We start from the raw sequence: 19,130 nt of genomic DNA, 5'->3' as shown, positions 1-19,130 counted from the left end.
AGTAAAAACTATGATGAATAATAGAAATAATAATAAAGATAAAAATCCGGTTAAGAGATTTAATAAAATTTCAATTGGATTGGCTTCACCTGAATCTATCTTGAAAGAATCAAGAGGAGAGGTTTTGAAACCAGAAACTATCAACTACAGAACTCACAAACCAGAGCGTGACGGACTTTTCTGTGAAAGAATCTTCGGACCTGTTAAGGATTTTGAGTGTGCTTGTGGAAAATATAAAAGAATTCGTTACAAAGGTATTATTTGCGACCGTTGTGGTGTTGAAGTTACCGAGAAAAAAGTACGTCGTGACAGAGTAGGACACATCAACCTTGTTGTGCCAATTGCTCATATCTGGTACTTCCGTTCTCTTCCAAATAAAATTGGTTATATCCTTGGTCTTCCATCTAAGAAATTAGATATGATCATTTACTACGAGAGATATGTAGTAATTCAGGCTGGTATTGCTAAGAATGCAGATGGAGAATCTTTACAAAGATTAGATTTCTTAACTGAAGAAGAATATTTGAATATCTTAGATACTCTTCCGCAAGAAAATCAATATTTAGATGATATGGATCCTAATAAATTTGTTGCCAAAATGGGAGCAGAATGTATTATGGATTTATTAGCACGTATCGATTTGGATGAGTTGTCTTACCAATTAAGACACAGCGCTAATAACGAAACATCTAAACAACGTAAAACGGAAGCTTTAAAAAGATTACAAGTTGTGGAGTCTTTCCGTGAGTCTAACTTAAACCGCGAGAATCGTCCTGAGTGGATGATTATGAAAGTGGTTCCAGTTATCCCACCAGAATTACGTCCGCTTGTACCACTTGATGGAGGTCGTTTTGCAACTTCAGATTTGAATGACTTATACCGTCGTGTAATTATCCGTAACAACCGTTTGAAAAGATTAATGGAGATTAAAGCTCCAGAGGTTATCTTAAGAAACGAAAAACGTATGTTACAAGAATCTGTAGATTCATTATTTGATAACACTCGTAAAGCTTCTGCTGTTAAAACAGAATCTAACAGACCATTAAAATCATTATCTGATTCCTTAAAAGGTAAGCAAGGACGTTTCCGTCAAAACTTACTTGGAAAACGTGTGGATTATTCTGCTCGTTCGGTAATTGTTGTTGGTCCTGAATTAAAATTATTCGAATGCGGATTGCCAAAAGATATGGCATCTGAGTTATACAAACCTTTTGTTATCCGTAAATTGATTGAAAGAGGTATTGTTAAGACTGTAAAATCTGCTAAGAAAATTATAGACAAAAAAGAGCCTGTAGTTTGGGATATCCTTGAGAATGTAATTAAAGGTCACCCGGTATTACTTAACCGTGCTCCTACCTTACACAGACTTGGTATCCAGGCTTTCCAGCCAAAATTAATTGAAGGAAAAGCGATCCAGTTACACCCATTAGTATGTACGGCTTTCAACGCCGATTTTGATGGGGATCAGATGGCGGTTCACTTACCATTAGGACCAGAGGCTATTTTAGAGGCACAATTATTAATGTTGGCTTCTCACAATATCTTGAACCCTGCAAATGGTGCTCCAATTACTGTACCTTCTCAGGATATGGTCTTGGGTCTATATTATATGACCAAAGAACGTATCTCTACACCAGAACATGTAATTTTAGGTCAAGACTTAACTTTCTATTCTGCTGAAGAAGTAAATATTGCATTAAACGAAGGAAGATTAGAATTGAATGCTCGTGTGAAAATTAGAGCAAAAGATTTTAATGAAGCCGGAGAATTGGTATATAAAATTATCCAAACAACTGCAGGACGTGTATTATTTAACGAAGTAGTACCTGAAGCAGCCGGATATATCAATGATGTATTGACTAAGAAAAACCTTAGAGATATTATTGGACACATTTTAAGTGTGACTAATGTACCTACTACTGCTGCTTTCTTGGACAATATGAAAGATATGGGGTATAAATTCGCATTTAGAGGAGGTTTATCATTCTCTTTAGGTGATATTAGAATTCCAGAGCAAAAAACAAAATTAATTGCAGATGCCAGAGAGCAAGTTGAAGGTATTTCTGTGAATTATAACATGGGTCTTATTACCAATAACGAGCGTTACAACCAGGTTATTGACGTATGGACTTCAGCAAATGCTCAGTTGACAGAATTAGCAATGAAAAATATTAGAGAAGACCAACAAGGTTTCAACTCTGTATATATGATGCTTGACTCTGGGGCGAGGGGTTCTAAGGAACAGATTCGTCAGTTAACTGGTATGCGTGGTTTGATGGCTAAGCCTAAAAAATCTACTGCCGGTGGTGGTGAGATTATTGAAAACCCGATTCTTTCTAACTTTAAGGAAGGTCTTTCGATCCTTGAGTACTTCATTTCTACTCACGGTGCTCGTAAAGGACTTGCCGATACGGCCCTTAAAACTGCCGATGCCGGATACTTGACAAGAAGGCTTCATGACGTATCACAAGATGTTATTGTAAACATCGAAGATTGTGGTACCCTTAGAGGTGTTGAAGTTTCTGCTTTGAAGAAAAATGAGGAAATTGTTGAATCTTTAGGAGAAAGAATTTTAGGACGTGTTGCATTGCAAGATGTTATTAATCCTCTTACTAATGAAGTTCTGGTTGAATCCGGACAACAAATTACTGAAGCGATCATGAGAGTTATCGAAGCTTCTCCGATTGAAAGAGTAGAGGTTAGATCTCCATTAACTTGTGAGGCTTTAAAAGGTATTTGTGCCAAATGTTACGGTAGAAACTTAGCTACTGGTAAGATGACACAAAGAGGTGAAGCTGTCGGAGTTATTGCAGCTCAGTCTATTGGAGAGCCAGGTACACAGTTAACACTTCGTACCTTCCACGTTGGAGGGGTTGCCGGAGGTATTTCTGAAGAATCTAGTATTGTTACAAGATTCAACGGTAGACTTGAGATTGAAGATTTAAAAACTGTAAAAGGTGAGGATAGTGAAGGTAATGCGGTAGATATCGTAGTATCACGTTCAACTGAATTAAAATTAGTTGACGAGAAAACTGGAATCGTTTTAAATACACATAATATCCCTTACGGATCTAGTATTTTCGTTAAGGATGGTGAGGTAGTTACTAAAGGATCTGTGATCTGTAAGTGGGATCCATATAATGGTGTAATTGTTTCTGAATTCACAGGTAAGATCGCTTACGAGGATTTAGAGCAAGGACAATCGTTCATGGTGGAGATCGATGAGCAAACAGGATTCCAGGAAAAAGTAATTTCTGAGGCTAGAAATAAAAAATTAATTCCAACTTTATTGGTTTACGGTAAAGAAGGTGAATTGATTCGTTCGTATAACTTACCAGTAGGAGCCCACCTTATGGTTGAGAACGGTGAGAAAATTAAAGCAGGTAAAGTATTGGTAAAAATCCCACGTCGTTCTTCTAAAGCAGGAGATATCACGGGAGGTCTACCAAGAATTACTGAGCTTCTTGAGGCTCGTAACCCTTCTAACCCAGCGGTTGTTTCTGAAATTGACGGTGTTGTATCTTTTGGAAAAATCAAAAGAGGTAACCGTGAGATTGTTATCGAATCTAAATTTGGTGAGATTAAAAAGTATTTAGTTAAACTTTCAAGCCAGATCTTAGTACAGGAAAATGACTTCGTAAGAGCAGGAGTACCATTGTCTGACGGTGCAATTACACCGGATGATATTTTAAGAATTCAAGGACCAGCTGCTGTTCAACAGTACCTAGTAAATGAAATTCAAGAGGTATACCGTTTACAAGGGGTAAAAATTAATGACAAGCACTTTGAGGTAGTTATTCGTCAAATGATGCGTAAAGTAAGGGTTCAGGATCCGGGAGATACATTATTTTTAGAAGATCAATTGATTCACACTAAAGATTTCATCGTTCAAAACGATAAATTATATGGTATGAAAGTAGTTGAAGATTCTGGAGACTCTGCCGTATTGAAACCAGGTCAGATTATTTCGCCTCGTGATTTACGTGATGAGAACTCATTGCTAAAACGAAATGATAAAAATCTTGTTGTAGCAAGAGACGTAATTACTGCAACTGCAACGCCAGTTTTACAAGGTATTACAAGAGCTTCGCTACAAACTAAATCATTCATCTCTGCTGCTTCCTTCCAGGAAACAACAAAAGTACTTAACGAAGCTGCTGTAGCTGGTAAAGTAGATGACTTAGAAGGATTGAAAGAAAATGTAATTGTTGGACACAGAATTCCTGCGGGAACTGGTATGAGAGAATACGATAACACTATTGTAGGATCTAAAGACGATTACAATGAAATGATGGCTAATAAAGAAGAATACATTTATTAATTAGGAAACTATGAGTAATCCGAAACAACAACAAGAGCAAATCAATATTGAGTTAGACGAAACAATTGCAGAGGGAATTTATTCTAATCTTGCCATTATCAATCACTCATCATCAGAGTTTGTTTTAGATTTTGTAAGCATTATGCCGGGTATTCCTAAAGCCAAGGTAAAGTCAAGAATTGTTTTGACACCACAACATGCTAAGAGATTATTAAAAGCAATTGGTGAGAATATTCATCGTTTTGAAGCCGCTCATGGCGAGATCAAAGAGACAGAACAAGCACCAATCCCGCTTAATTTTGGTCCAACAGGACAAGCATAAATTCTTAAAGCCCCATTTTTTAATGGGGCTTTTTTATTTCAAGTAAAATCACAATAGATGTATTTCAACGGATTTAGCCTTCCTTTGGTCGGATAAATTTCCTGTTTGGGATTTATTATCCTAAATTGGTTTCTCCTAATAAAATGGGATTAATTTGGTGGATATAATAAACTATTAAGGTTGCATTAATTCAAATTAAAAAAAAGCGCTAACTATTAGCGCTTTTTTTATGCATTTCTGTGTCGTTTTTATCCAGCAATAGTATTCTGGGCTAAAATTATTTTATCTTCTTCCCAACCTTTTTACCAGAAATGTACTCTATATAAGTAAATAAGGATCTGAAAGAGATCTTAACTTAAAAAAGTGCGATATGAAAAAGAAATTCACCCTAGCAATAGCAAGTCCTTGTTCTGAAAATTTTAATAAAATGATTCCCAATGCAACAGGTTCGTTTTGTAATTCATGTGCGAAAAACGTAATTGATTTGAGTAAAAAATCAAATGCTGAAGTAGCTAAATTCATCGCAGAGACAAAAGATACCAATATTTGTGCCCGCTTGCGGGCAGCACAATTAGATCATGAGTTTGAACATCATCAGACATCGGGAATTAATAAGCTGAAATACGCCGCAGTAGCCGCTTCACTTTTATTGGCTTCCAATGTATCGGGACAGGAAAAAACGAGCGTTAAAACTGAAATAGTGAGTCCAAAACCAGGCAAGCATTTAATGGGTAAAGTTGCCTATCATCATAATGTTAGAGAGGAATTATTGATAACAGTTAAGGGAAAATTATTAGATGCTACCACAAATAAGCCATTTGCCCGAAAAAACTACCCAAATTTAGAACTAAGAATTAATGATTCTGAAAACACCTATAGAATAAATGCTAAAACCGGAGAGTTTTCTATTGCTGTAAAAGTTTTAAAAAGCAGCAAAAGTCTAATAGTTACCATAACAGGTGATGATTATTACCTTTCAAAAGAAATACCTTTTGCAATAGAGTCCGTTAAGAATAATATTTTAGTGCAAGATATCATTGTTGGGGAAGGAGAACTTACTAAAATTATGATTGCCGGAGGATTAGGCATCAACTATAAGTAATATCTTTTGGGATTTAATAAAAAAGGCTGTCTTAATTTTTAGACAGCCTTTTTAGGTATTTTTCTTTTAAAGAAAATATTAATCAAATTCCGAGGTAAAGAATAACTTCACACTTGGATATTTGTTTTGAGTCATTTGAATTGTAAAGTCAGAATCAGCTAAGAAAACTAATTGGCCGTATTTATCATGAGCGAGGAATTTCTGTTTGATACGTTTGAATTCTTTGAATTCATCATTTTTAGCATCATCAGGTTTTACCCAGCACGCTTTATGAACCGGGAAGTTTTCATAGGTACATTTAGCGCCATATTCATGCTCTAAACGATATTGGATAACCTCATATTGAAGCGCTCCAACAGTTCCAATTACTTTACGGTTGTTCATCTCCAGTGTAAATAACTGCGCCACACCTTCATCCATTAACTGATCAACTCCTTTTTCTAATTGCTTAGCTTTCATAGGATCAGCATTGTTGATGTATCTAAAGTGCTCTGGAGAGAAACTCGGAATTCCTTTGAAACTCATGATTTCACCTTCTGTTAGCGTATCACCAATTTTAAAGTTTCCTGTATCGTGCAGACCAACAATATCCCCTGGATATGAAATATCAACGATTTCTTTTTTCTCAGCAAAAAAGGCATTTGGGCTGGAGAATTTTAAATTTTTCTTTTGGCGAACATGGTAATAGGGTTTGTTTCTTTCGAAAGTTCCCGAAACGATTTTAATAAATGCCAAACGGTCTCTGTGTTTTGGATCCATATTAGCGTGGATTTTAAAAACAAAACCAGTCATTTTTTCTTCAGTAGGATCTACCAGGCGAGTTTCAGAATCTTTTGGTCTTGGAGAGGGAGCGATTGTTACAAAACAATCCAGGAGTTCGCGAACTCCAAAATTATTCAAGGCCGAACCAAAAAATACAGGCTGCAGTTTTCCATCTAAATAATCCTGACGATCAAATTTTGGATATACTTCATCGATGAGTTCCAATTCTTCACGCAATCTATCAGCTGGTTTTGCGCCAATAATTTTTTCCAGTTCAGGGCTTTGAACATCAGAGAAAGCAATAGTTTCTTCGATGTTTTTACGGCTGTCTCCACTAAAAAGATTAATGTTTTGCTCCCATAAATTGTAAATTCCCTGAAAGTCATACCCCATACCAATAGGGAAACTCAAAGGAGTAACCGTTAGACCTAGTTTTTGCTCTACTTCATCCATTAAGTCAAAAGCATCTTTTCCTTCACGGTCTAATTTATTGATGAAAACAATCATCGGGATATTTCTCATTCTACAAACAGCTACTAATTTTTCCGTTTGTTCCTCGACCCCTTTTGCAACGTCGATTACAACAATAACACTGTCAACAGCTGTTAAAGTTCTAAAAGTATCTTCGGCAAAATCCTTGTGTCCGGGAGTATCAAGAATGTTGATTTTTTTCTCTTTATAATTAAAAGCAAGTACGGATGTTGAAACCGAAATACCTCTTTGGCGTTCGATTTCCATGAAATCACTGGTTGCTCCTTTTTTAATTTTATTGTTTTTTACAGCTCCTGCTTCCTGAATTGCCCCTCCAAATAACAATAACTTCTCTGTTAGAGTTGTTTTACCGGCATCGGGATGCGATATAATTCCAAATGTTCTTCTGCGTTGTATTTCTTTTAAAAAGCTCATATTTCGTATAAATAGGTTGCAAAAGTACTATTAATTACGGCTTAATAAAAATATTCACTTCTTAAATTAGGAAGTCTTTGGTTTTATTAAAGATAAATTCGAAACAAAAAAAGGGCTGTCTTTTTAGAACAGCCCTGAAATTATTAATTTTTAAATTATTGATTAAGTGACCAAACAGTATATCCTTTTGGCGGACATTGAATTTTTACCCATTTATCAGCCTGTGTTGTTGGATACCAAGTAGATGCTCCGGTGAAATCCTTAATTTGAGCGTTTGTCCAATTGGTCTGAATCCATCGTTCTTGCCACGAATTTGAATTGTTGATGTAAACTACCAATCCAGGATTTCCGTTATATCCATTTCTTCTGGCCACATATTCATCATCATCTGAATATAAAATTGAAGTGGTACCCGTTGCTTTGTTGTTATGAATCCAGATCAGGTTGTTTAATTTGTTTTTATCGAGCCATTCCTCGTAATCTCTATAGAATATTGTTGGATACCCTTCGTGAGTCAGGATATAAGAATAGGCTAGTAGTTTATTAGAAATTTCGTCTGTATCATGATTGGTTACAAATGTCACGGCTTTGTATGGATTTCTCTTCCACATCATATCATCATTTAAGAGAGCCAGATTATTTCCGTCAAAAGCATCATTCATTTTATAATAACACGCAAAATCAAAAACAGAACTATTGGCATTATTAGCCCAGTCATTGAGTACATTTACATTGGAATCCCATAATTCCCCCACCGAGAAACCCCCTACATTCGCATTCCATGCATTTACAACCCAGGCGCCAAATCCTTTGACGTAATCAAATCTCCAGCCGTCAAATTTCATGGTATTTTTATAATATTTACCCACTGCGTCAGCTCTTAGCCAAAGCCAATCCTGTACATGAGGATTTGCGTGGCACAAATCAGGGAAACCGCCAAAAGCACCTTCGTCATTATTGCCGTAACTATTTTTATAAAAGTCATTATAATTACGGGTGAATTTTCCTGAAGCAACCCCACTAAAATTGGTCCAGGTATTGGTTCCTGTAAAGGGATTTGCTTCAGATTGTCCGCCACTATTGTGATTAATGACAATATCAGCATATACCTTTATATTTTGGGCATGTGCATTGGTAATTAAACTCACCAGTTCGGTTTTGGAACCAAAACGGGTTTCGACAGATCCATTTTGATTATAATCTCCAAAATCAAAGTAATCAGTTGGATCGTATCCCATAGAAAAAGCTCCGTTTTGAGCCTTAGAGGCTGGCGGAAGCCAAATAGATCCAATTCCTGCATTACCCCAGGCGGCTACTTTACCACTTAGGGTGTTCCACCAATTTCCACCCGATGGAACATCCCAATAAAAAGCCTGCATCATAACCCCACCTCCGGGATTATCGACGTATTTTCCCGTTTGGGAGGAACTGGAAGTTCCCGTGCTAAAAGGTTTTCCCTCGTGATGCGTAACATTAATGATTTCAAATTGCTCACTCTTTGCCTGTGATTCCGCTTGGTTTGTTTCGTTTTGCGAGCAGCAATAAAACAATGCAGCGCTTACTGCAAGCAAATACATCTTTACAATAGGTTTTTTCATAATAAGATTTGGTTTAGGTTAGATAATAAAGTTTTTAATTTGATATTTATTAAAGGTTTTACAATGGTTATTCGTAATTTTTATATCTAATAATTATCAATTATTCATCTAAAGTATAGGTTTTTTGATTCGGTTTGTTTTTATAGGAAAATATTTATGTCACGAAAACGTTGTAGTATTGATAACTTTTTTTATTTCATCAAAAGTTTGCTTCTTTTAAATCGATTTAAAATATTGCTCAAATAGGTCTTTGTGAGTGTTCTGGCAAGGATTTAGGCCTTTTTTTAAAGAGATTAATCGCATGGAAAGAGTTCTTCTATATGAAATTCAGCGATCATCCCTATAATTTTTTGTTAATAGTATAGCCGATAGTTGTATTATGTAATTGAATTGTTATTTTTGTTCGTTATAAGTTAAAAAGAACTAGATCTTAATTATTTAGTATTTTCAGTAGAATATAGGGGAAATACATTTAAAGTGATTGTGGTTTAAAACGAAATTCTAAAGCAAGATTCAAATTAAATTTAAAATAATGTTATTAAAAAAATTACAGTTAAAAACAATTGATTACAAATTAGTGTTGACAATGTGTTTTTTATTTTTTTTCAACTCAATCATTTCGGCTCAGGAAATTATTAAAGATACTGTGATCCAGAAACCAGTTCAACTACAAAGTGGACAGAAGCAAAAAGTTGACGGTATTATAGCCAATGTGGGAGATTATATTGTTTTAGATTCAGATATTGATAAGGCATATTTAGAAATTAGTGCTCAGGGAGGTTCTGTAAAAGATATTACAAGATGCCAGATGCTTGGTAAACTTTTAGAAGATAAATTGTACGCGCACCAGGCGATTCAGGATAGTATCGTTGTGAGTGATGCAGAGATAAGAGGCATGATGGATGACCGATTGAATTATATGATTCAGCAGGTAGGAGATATCAATAAAGTGGTTGCTTATTATAAGAAAAATTCGGTAGAAGAATTTAAAACTTATTTTTCCGATATCTTAAAGGAGCAAAAATTAGCTTCTGAAATGACCAAGAAAATTGTTGACGCAGTAGAAATTACACCTGAGGAAGTTCGTAATTTCTTTAAGAAAATACCAAAAGAGGAATTGCCAACTTTTGGAGCTGAAATGGAAGTAGCACAAATCGTGGTAGAACCTAAAGTTTCTGCAGAAGATGAGCAAAAGGTAAAAGACAGATTAAACGCTATTAGAAAAGATGTTTTGGAAGGATCTAGTTTTGCTACCAAAGCAGTTTTGTATTCGCAAGATCCGGGATCCTCGCCAAATGGAGGGTTTTATAAAATGACCAGAAAAACTCCATTTGTAAAAGAGTTTAAAGATGTTGCTTTTAGTTTAGGTGAAGGCGAGATTTCAGAACCTTTTAAAACTAATTTTGGATATCATATTATTATGGTAGACAAAATAAAAGGACAGGAAGTGGAGTTACGTCATATTTTAATTGCACCTACAGTTTCTGAGACAGCTTTGAAAGATGCAAAAGAGAGAATTACCAATATCAGAAATAAAATAGAAAACAAAGAAATTACTTTTGCTGAGGCTGCCAGAACTGAATCTGATGAGAAAGAGACAAGAGCAAACGGTGGAACATTGATCAATCCTAATACTCAGGATACACGTTTTGAGTTAACTAAAATGGATCCAACTCTATACAGCCAGGTTTCTAATCTGAAGGATAATGAAATTTCTCAGCCGGTTTTAAATACAGATGATAAAGGTAAAAAGACTTACAAGCTTATTACTATCACCAATAGAATTGATGCCCATACGGCTGATTATGCTAAGGATTATACTAAGATTAAAGAATTAGCATTGAAAGAAAAACAAATCACAACAATCTCAAAGTGGTTTGATACTAAAATAAAAGATACTTACATTAAAATTATTGGAGAGTACAGAGATTGTAATTTTGTGTACAACTGGTTGAAAAAATAAGTTTTATTAAATAAATAAAAAGAGTTAGTTTTATGAATTCATAAAGCTAACTCTTTTCAATTTTAAAAATATATCTAAATGTCTGACGTAGCAGCAATTCATAATTTAGTTCAGAAACGAAATGAATTAAAAACCGAAATAGCAAAAATCATTGTAGGCCAGGATGAAGTTGTAGACCAAATTTTGCTTTGTATATTTTCCGGCGGACACGCACTTTTGATAGGTGTTCCGGGATTGGCAAAAACGTTAATGATCAATACTTTGGCGCAAGCCTTAGGATTAGATTTTAAAAGAATTCAGTTTACGCCTGATTTAATGCCGTCTGATATTTTAGGAAGTGAAATTCTGGATGAAAACAGACAGTTTAAATTTATAAAAGGACCCATCTTCTCAAATATCATTTTAGCCGATGAGATCAACAGAACACCGCCAAAAACACAGGCCGCTTTACTGGAAGCCATGCAGGAACGCTCAGTGACCATTGCAGGGCAAAACTATAAATTAGATTTACCTTATTTTGTATTAGCCACTCAAAACCCAATTGAGCAGGAAGGGACTTATCCCTTGCCGGAAGCGCAATTAGACCGTTTTATGTTTGCTATAAAGCTAGAATACCCAACTTTTGAAGAAGAAGTTCAGGTAGTAAAACGAACAACTTCTGATGCTAAAACAACTATCAATCCACTCTTTACGGCTCAGGAAATTATCGATTTTCAGCATTTGATTCGCAGAATACCTGTTGCCGATAATGTGATTGAATATGCTGTAACCCTGGTGAGTAAAACACGTCCAGATAATGCATTGTCGAATGATTTTGTAAAAAATTACCTGGATTGGGGAGCAGGACCAAGAGCCTCTCAAAACTTAATTTTAGCTGCAAAAGCCCACGCGGCTTTTAATGGAAAATTCTCACCGGACATAGAAGATGTAAAAGCAGTTGCAACGGGAATATTACGACACAGAATTATTAAAAACTACAAAGCAGATGCGGAAGGAATAACCGAAGAAGTTATCATCCAGAAGTTGATGTAAATATATAAAAGCCTGATATTAAAAAAATATCAGGCTTTTTTTTGTCTATTTTGGAATCCTGGTTTCGTTGATTAATCGAACAGATTTATTTTGAAAAAGCTTTATTAGAAGTACTTCTGCAAGTGAAGTATATTTTTTATTGTCGCACTCGTACCACCAATAGGAGTGATATTGAATGTTATTTTTCTCCATTCGAACAAAACATATTTCTTCGTTGTTTTTTTTGATCACTTTGGATTCAATAATTTTATACCCCGTTCCTGTCCAGCAAACCAAAGGATTGTGCGACGGAGTTTTAATATAGATAAGTTTTTCATGAGTTACAATTTTAAAAACTTCTGGACTTATCCAGATTCCTTTTTCAAGATTATAAGTTGCATTTAAATTTTCGAGCAAATTATGTTTCAATTCTTTTTTGATTTCTAAGCTGGTTACCAGTACAATTGAAAATGCTATTGAAATAAGAAAGAAGGCAGATTTATTAGAATTTGAATGAAGTGTTTCTTCTTGATCCGGTTTGAAAAAACCAATGAAGAATAACATTGGTATAATTTGATAAAATGCAAAACAAAGTAAACCAATAGTGTAATGTAGAGTATTCTCTTCTGTGCAATTAAATAAAATTAAAGTTACGATTCTAAAATAATTCGAAATGATATTGAATAAAATCACCATAAAACAGAACAGAAAGATTTGTTTTATATTGAAATATTTATGTTGTTTTCGTTCTTCCAGAGTCAGTAAAAAAGCTCCAACTAGCAAACCGGTTTTAAACATCGACAATCCCATACATGCCGTATCTATAGTGATTTTCGCATTGTTGATAAAAAAATTAACACCTTCGATCTTTGTTATTGGGATGAAATCTTTTAAAGTCAGATATACGCCGTAACAAAGAGTTTGTTTGATTTCTACAGTCAAATAATCAAAAAAAGTACTGAAAACAGATGAGAATAATAAAATACAGATAAAGGCGATGAATGAAAATTTTCCGGTAAGACTATAATATAAAAAGCAGGCTAGCAATGCCAAAGCTAAAAAATGCAAAGATTTGGTATGCAAACGAAAGCTTATAAATTCTAATGCAAAAATTAAAACTAAAAGAGGGTAGCTTATATTAAATGAAGTTTTTCTACCCCCAATTAGAAACAATACGATTGAAAATACAATTCCGAAGAGATTACTATCAAGCCCGGACATCACTATATTGGCATTTAGAGCCAATAAGCAAATCAGAATAAGTATCGCAATTGCGTTTTTGTATTGAAATATAATATTCATTAGATAGTTTGCTTTTTGTTTTTTCTGTAATAGAAGAAAAGTATTGTAGATCCCAGAATAATCAGTAACCATTCGTGTGGTTCAGGAACAGCGCCATCGTTGTTTATAGAGGCATTTCCTAGTGTGTCAACGTTTTTCTCAATTCCGTTATTTTTGTAATCTGCATCAGTTTCAAGAACGATTAAAGAAGATATAGGCGTTACAATATTGGCGTCTTTTGCCAGATCTACATATTGGTTTTGAACCAGTGAATCGTTCTGAATTTTGACTTGCTGGTCTAATACTTTTCCAAAAGCATACATTCTGTAAATATGATTTGGTCCATTGCTTTTAGTAGCGCTGGTTTGCGCGCTTTCTACAATCGAAATATTTGAAGGTTCTATATTGACCGTGTTTGCTTCTGTTTTAAATAAAATAAATTGATTTTTATCAATGAGTTCTAAGCTGTTTTTTAAGCTGGTTTGAAAATAATCTACATATTTTTGCTCCTTGACAGTCTGCCAAAACGGGTTGATATCCGATGAGATATTAATGACTTTTAAATTTCTCTCTTTTGTTTGGGTTCTTATTTTCTTTAAATAACGGGAATCTTCAAGTTCTTCAAAATTGGCCGAAAATGTACCGCATTTTGTAATGATTAAGCTCTTCGGAGTCATTTTATAAAGAGGCAGTAAAGAATATTGCAGATCTTCAAATTCTAATGCGATAGCTTTAAAATTGTCTTTGTTGATTTCTTTTTTTTGTCCATTTAGGATAACAAACAAATTCGTTTTATTTAAGTCCACAAAAGATTCTATTTGTTTGGTTGTCCAGCTGCTATTCAGGTCTAGTATAATTTCAGAAGGTCTAAACGCGATAGCTGTTTTCTCAATGTCTCTGACCTTATAAACTTTATCTTTCCAGACAAAGGAATTTGATTCTAGAGTTTTAGATAATGGCATAGTGGCTTCCCAGTGGTCTAGTCCTTTGGATTGATTGATGTAGTAATCCTTATTAAGCTCAAAATCTTTGCTGGTTTCTATTTTTGTATTTCCAACGCTCTGGATTCTTGATATGGTTTGGGCATTGGAAATATTCGGGCCTTTTATAGATAGACTTTGGTATTTCATTTGATTGTCTTCCACTTTTAAAGGAGTTGTAAAACCACATTTAAAGGTGCGTGGGGTTTTATAGTTAATGGGAAAAACCCTGACAACCACTTTATTTCCTTCTTTCCATTGCATTAAAGAGGGATCGCGGTATTCTACACCAACAATTTGTTTGTACGCCGCTTTCGCTTTTTCTTTTGTAGTGAGAACTCCTTTTCTTTCCATTCCGTTTACCCATAATGATAAGGATGTTGCCACAGAACCTTCCGGTAATTGAAAAGAATAAATAGCCTCCTTGTCGTTTCTCGAGGATTCTTGCTCGCAGGCAATTTTCATTGTGATCTCCGTATAGGCCAAGCGTGCTTGGGGATAGATTTTTACATCTTCTTTAATGCTTTTGGTAAATAAATCATCTCCGCTCCATAATTGTTCCTCGGTTTCTAATCGTTTATCAAAGTTTGATTTTAGAATGTTTATTTTATCATCGTAATCCAGATTAAGGTCCTGGCAAAACAAATAGGCAATAGATATAAACGGATTATGAGTTTTACGCTCGTTGAATTGTTTGCTGCCAAAGGAATTAAAAGTGCTAAAAGAAAATATATCGTGAAGCGGAATGTATACGAGGTCTTTTTTTAATAGAATTTCGTTAAAAAAATTAGGTTTTAAATTCTGAGAAACGGAGATGTAATGTGGCAGCTCATTGTTTTGGTCAAATGAATTGATAGTATTCAATTGAGTTATTTTTCTGCTTTCAATATTTAATCCTACAGTAAAGAGGATCATGCTAGTTAATACCACCAAAAATCCTCCGCTAAAACAAACAGCATAATTTTTATTGTTATTGAGATATCCAATAATGGTGATTGTATGGATAATAATAACAAGGGCCGGTACCAAGCCATAGAAACCTACTCCTAAAGCTATAAGTCCCATAAAAGAGAATGGCATAATGGGAATGAGGTAAATCGCAAAATATAAGATGATTGAGAACGATACCCCATTTATGAAAAAGGCGATAGAGGTATTTGCTTTTTGATCTGAATTTCTGTAAATAAAAAAATTAGAGAGACAAAAAGCCAAAGTGGCTAAATAAACCCATAGGGGCAGATCCTGAAAAACAGGAATAAATGTATTTAAACTAAAGCAGCCAATAAACCAGTTTAGGACAAGGAAAGGAACTAAGTGAATATAGGTTTGCCTTTTTCTAAGAATTAAAAAAGAAACTCCAACTCCATATACAAATTCGAATATGAGACTTAGTACATCAATGGATTGATAATTACGAAAATGATGCTCTTGAGAGAGAAGAGCAATAATTAGGAAAATGCTGCTTAGCAGTGTTACAATTAAACTAATTACTACTCCTGGTTTTTGAGTGTAATATTCTAAAATATCTAATTTGTGTTTCATAGTTGTATTTATTTAAAAGTACTTTGAATTGCAAAGCTATAAAATAATTTGATTTACAAGTTTTTTATTTGATTTTTTTTGGATGGAATGAAAAATGGAAAATGAGCAATTGATTTTTCTAAAAATGTAGAAGAAAAAGTGGGAATAAAGGATCACTATAACGTTATAATTACTTATTTAGAACCATTCTTTGCTTAAATAGAGGTAAAATCTGACTTCATTTATAACAGCAAATTCCGACTTTGTTAAAGAAAAGATTTTAAAATATCAATAATTTATTTTTTTAATTCAAAATTGATATTTTGACAAAAACAAGCAGTGAAAATCGTTTTTTAGCAATAATAATTTTTGAAAAGGCGACTTCTATTATATTTTTTTTAATTGTCGGCTTTAATACCTAAATTTGCGTACAAAAAAATAAAATACCTAGAAAAGACTTTTATTATGAATATTTATCAGGATTACATCCAAGAAATTGAAGAACGAAAAGGTCAAGGGCTTAACCCGAAACCAATTGATGGCGCTGAATTATTAAGCGAAATCATTGAACAAATTAAAGATGTGAATAATGAGTACAGAGAAGATTCTCTGAACTTTTTTATTTATAATGTTGTACCAGGTACTACTAGTGCAGCCGGTACGAAAGCTAAGTTTTTGAAGGAAATTATTCTCGGTCAATCCGAAGTAAAAGAAATAACACCTGCTTTTGCTTTTGAGTTATTATCACACATGAAAGGCGGGCCTTCAATTGAAGTGCTGTTGGATTTAGCGCTTGGTGATCATACTTCTATTGCAAAACAAGCAGGAGATGTTCTTAAGACACAGGTTTACCTTTATGAGGCAGACACAGACCGTCTTAAAGAAGCATTTAAAAATGGTAATCCAATTGCTATTGAAATTCTTAAAAGTTACGCACAGGCAGAGTTTTTTACCTCACTGCCAGAAGTAGTTGAAGAAATTAAAGTAGTTACTTATATCGCTGGTGAAGGAGATATTTCGACAGATTTACTTTCTCCGGGTAACCAGGCGCACTCACGTTCTGACCGTGAACTTCATGGTAAATGTATGATTACGCCTCAGGCTCAGGAGGAAATCAAAGCATTACAGGCAAAACATCCTGACGCGAGCGTTATGTTGATTGCTGAGAAAGGTACAATGGGTGTAGGTTCATCCAGAATGTCAGGAGTAAACAACGTGGCACTTTGGACAGGTAAACAAGCAAGTCCTTATGTTCCCTTTATCAATATTGCTCCAATTGTTGCGGGAACAAACGGAATTTCTCCAATTTTCCTAACAACTGTTGATGTTACAGGTGGTATTGGTTTAGATCTTAAAAACTGGGTTAAAAAGCTTGACGCAGAAGGAAACATTATTCGAAATGAGAATAATGAGCCAATTCTTGAAGAAGCTTACTCTGTGGCTACAGGAACTGTACTTACAATAAACACAAAAACAAAAAAATTATACAACGGTGATCAGGAATTGATAGACATCTCTAAGGCATTCACGCCTCAGAAAATGGAATTTATAAAAGCTGGAGGATCATATGCAATTGTATTTGGTAAAAAGCTTCAAACATTAGCAGCAAAAGTTTTAGATATCGAAGCTCCTCTTGTATTTGCTCCATCAAAAGAAATTTCTGTTGAAGGGCAAGGACTTACAGCAGTAGAGAAAATCTTTAACAGAAATGCTGTTGGTATCACTGCCGGTAAAGTATTACATGCAGGTTCTGATGTTCGTGTAGAAGTAAATATCGTAGGATCTCAGGATACTACTGGTCTTATGACTGCTCAGGAGTTAGAGTCTATGGCTGCTACAGTAATTTCACCAATTGTTGACGGGGCTTACCAATCAGGTTGTCACACCGCTTCGGTTTGGGATAAAAAAGCGCAGGCAAACATTCCAAAACTGATGAAATTCATGAACGATTTTGGTTTAATCACAGCTCGTGATCCAAAAGGAGTTTATCACGCAATGACAGATGTAATTCATAAAGTTCTGAATGACATTACAATTGATGAGTGGGCGATCATTATTGGTGGTGATTCTCATACAAGAATGTCAAAAGGTGTTGCTTTTGGTGCTGACTCAGGAACAGTTGCTCTTGCACTGGCTACAGGTGAGGCTTCAATGCCGATTCCGGAATCTGTAAAGGTGACTTTTAAAGGTGAGATGAAAGACTACATGGACTTCCGTGATGTTGTTCATTCAACGCAAGCTCAAATGCTTAAAAAGTTTGGTGGAGAGAATGTTTTCCAGGGAAGAATCATCGAGGTTCATCTTGGAACTCTAACTGCTGACCAGGCCTTTACATTTACAGACTGGACTGCAGAGATGAAAGCAAAAGCGTCTATCTGTATTTCTGAAGATGATACCTTAATTGAATCATTGGAAATTGCGAAAAGCAGAATCCAGATCATGATCGACAAAGGAATGGACAATGAAAAACAAGTTCTTCAGGGATTGATCAATAAGGCAGATAAGAGAATCACGGAGATCAAATCAGCTGAAAAACCAGCGTTGACTCCAGATGCAAATGCAAAATATTATGCTGAAGTTGTAGTAGATTTGGATCAGATTATCGAGCCAATGATTGCTGATCCGGATGTAAACAATGTTGATGTTTCTAAAAGATATACCCACGATACCATTAGACCTCTTTCTTTCTACCGAGGAGAGAAAAAAGTAGATCTTGGATTTATCGGATCTTGTATGGTGCACAAGGGAGATATGAAGATTTTAGCGCAAATGCTTAAAAATATAGAAGACCAACACGGTAAGGTTGAGTTCAAAGCGCCTCTTGTAGTAGCGCCACCTACATATAACATTGTAGATGAACTTAAGGCTGAAGGTGACTGGGAAGTTTTACAAAAATACTCTGGTTTTGAATTCAACGATAATGCGCCTAAGGGAGCGGCGCGTACTGAATATGAGAACATGTTATACTTAGAGCGCCCTGGGTGTAACCTTTGTATGGGGAACCAGGAAAAAGCGGCAAAAGGAGATACTGTAATGGCAACTTCAACACGTCTTTTCCAGGGAAGAGTTGTAGAGGATACTGAAGGTAAAAAAGGAGAATCATTACTTTCTTCTACACCGGTAGTAGTTTTATCTACAATTTTAGGAAGAACTCCTACACTTGCTGAATATACAGCAGCAGTAGAAGGTATTAGCCTTACCAGATTTGCACCTTCTCATAAATTGCTGGTAATGTAATTTGCCATTAGTTATAATCATTATATATAAAAAGCCCGAGTTGATAAACTCGGGCTTTTTCTTTTCTGGCTGCTCTATTTTTTGTAACTTGTCATGTTGAAAATAAAAAAAAAACAAAAACAATTA

Annotated in this window: 10 protein-coding genes; 6 read left to right on the top strand and 4 right to left on the bottom strand. The window is 35.0% G+C overall.

Annotated features, from left to right (window positions below; genetic code table 11):
- The first annotated feature begins 10 nt into the window (after positions 1-10).
- From rpoC to IRZ78_RS17930, 3 genes are all read left to right on the top strand, one after another.
- Entirely contained in the window at positions 11-4,321 is a 4,311-nt protein-coding gene (gene rpoC, locus IRZ78_RS17940; protein ID WP_194617842.1) for a DNA-directed RNA polymerase subunit beta', read from the top strand.
- Between the two features lie 10 nt (positions 4,322-4,331).
- The gene (locus tag IRZ78_RS17935) at positions 4,332-4,643 is read left to right on the top strand and encodes a DUF3467 domain-containing protein (RefSeq protein ID WP_055094614.1); all 312 of its coding nucleotides are present in this window, start codon (positions 4,332-4,334) and stop codon (positions 4,641-4,643) included.
- A gap of 370 nt (positions 4,644-5,013) precedes the next feature.
- Entirely contained in the window at positions 5,014-5,745 is a 732-nt protein-coding gene (locus tag IRZ78_RS17930; RefSeq protein WP_194617841.1) for a hypothetical protein, read from the top strand.
- Between the two features lie 78 nt (positions 5,746-5,823).
- On the opposite strand, the gene IRZ78_RS17925 is transcribed toward IRZ78_RS17930, so the two are convergent.
- Positions 5,824-7,413 (bottom strand): peptide chain release factor 3, encoded by a 1,590-nt coding sequence (locus tag IRZ78_RS17925; RefSeq protein ID WP_065448355.1) that lies wholly within the window; start codon positions 7,411-7,413, stop codon positions 5,824-5,826.
- A 155-nt stretch (positions 7,414-7,568) separates the two neighbouring features.
- On the bottom strand, positions 7,569-9,011 hold the full coding sequence (locus IRZ78_RS17920; RefSeq protein WP_194617840.1) for an alpha-amylase: 1,443 nt from the start codon (positions 9,009-9,011) through the stop codon (positions 7,569-7,571).
- 532 nt (positions 9,012-9,543) lie between these two features.
- Here IRZ78_RS17920 and IRZ78_RS17915 point away from each other — a divergent pair.
- Positions 9,544-10,974, top strand: coding sequence for a peptidylprolyl isomerase (locus tag IRZ78_RS17915; RefSeq protein WP_194617839.1), 1,431 nt, complete (start codon positions 9,544-9,546; stop codon positions 10,972-10,974).
- 78 nt (positions 10,975-11,052) lie between these two features.
- On the top strand, positions 11,053-12,006 hold the full coding sequence (locus tag IRZ78_RS17910; RefSeq protein ID WP_194617838.1) for a MoxR family ATPase: 954 nt from the start codon (positions 11,053-11,055) through the stop codon (positions 12,004-12,006).
- Positions 12,007-12,051: 45 nt separating this feature from the next.
- Here the strand turns inward: IRZ78_RS17910 and xrtN are convergent, their stop codons facing one another.
- Together xrtN and IRZ78_RS17900 are read right to left on the bottom strand one after the other, a co-directional pair.
- Positions 12,052-13,287 carry an exosortase N gene (xrtN, locus tag IRZ78_RS17905; RefSeq protein ID WP_194617837.1) on the bottom strand — a complete coding sequence of 412 codons (1,236 nt, stop codon included), beginning with the start codon at positions 13,285-13,287 and terminating at the stop codon, positions 12,052-12,054.
- Positions 13,287-15,788: an XrtN system VIT domain-containing protein gene (locus IRZ78_RS17900; RefSeq protein WP_194617836.1), complete on the bottom strand. Its 2,502-nt coding sequence runs from the start codon at positions 15,786-15,788 to the stop codon at positions 13,287-13,289. Before IRZ78_RS17900 ends, xrtN begins: the two co-directional genes overlap by 1 nt.
- A 444-nt stretch (positions 15,789-16,232) precedes the next feature.
- Between IRZ78_RS17900 and IRZ78_RS17895 the strand changes: the two genes are divergently transcribed.
- Positions 16,233-19,004 carry a bifunctional aconitate hydratase 2/2-methylisocitrate dehydratase gene (locus IRZ78_RS17895; protein WP_194617835.1) on the top strand — a complete coding sequence of 924 codons (2,772 nt, stop codon included), beginning with the start codon at positions 16,233-16,235 and terminating at the stop codon, positions 19,002-19,004.
- Positions 19,005-19,130: the final 126 nt, after the last annotated feature.

This window comes from Flavobacterium sp. CSZ (assembly GCF_015350725.1).
Lineage (GTDB): Bacteria > Bacteroidota > Bacteroidia > Flavobacteriales > Flavobacteriaceae > Flavobacterium.
This window is presented reverse-complemented; position numbering and strand designations above follow the sequence as displayed.